This window comes from Roseburia sp. AM23-20 (assembly GCF_003470905.1).
In the GTDB taxonomy this organism is placed as follows: domain Bacteria; phylum Bacillota; class Clostridia; order Lachnospirales; family Lachnospiraceae; genus Roseburia; species Roseburia rectibacter.
Map to the genome: position 1 here is coordinate 1 of NZ_QRHS01000062.1, position 420 is coordinate 420.

Below are 420 nucleotides of genomic sequence, written 5' to 3' on the forward strand. Positions count from 1 at the left end.
ATAAAAAATCTTTTATCAATCTCTGTATGAAGTTTTCAAGGTACTATAGTCTCTGCTTCCCAGAGCCATTAGCATTTCGCGCAATAGCGCTCATGCGTTAGAAGTTTCTTCGAAACTTCTGCGTCAATTTACACTTTCAAAGAAAATGTTTCATGACTTTGACTGATGTTTATCAGTCATTAGAAAACTCAATCACTTGAACTCTCTAATCACTGGTAAAACCAGTTATCTAAACAACGCTTCCCCGTTGAATTAGGTTAGCATCTAGCCGATGCCCGTTTTATCTATAATAAGATATCTCTATCTTATGTTTATTTTTAATCTGGCAGCCACCTGCTTTCCCATACCGTCTCCAGTATAGTATCATCGGCCGTCTGGGTCTTAACCATCGTGTTCGGGATGTGGACGGGTGTTTCCCCC

The 420-nt window shown here is 39.8% G+C and carries 1 rRNA gene (only partly in view); it reads right to left on the reverse strand.

What is annotated here, in order from left to right:
- Positions 1-320 precede the first annotated feature (320 nt).
- Positions 321-420 (reverse strand): 5S ribosomal RNA (gene rrf, locus DW650_RS20820) (it continues 19 nt past the right edge of the window).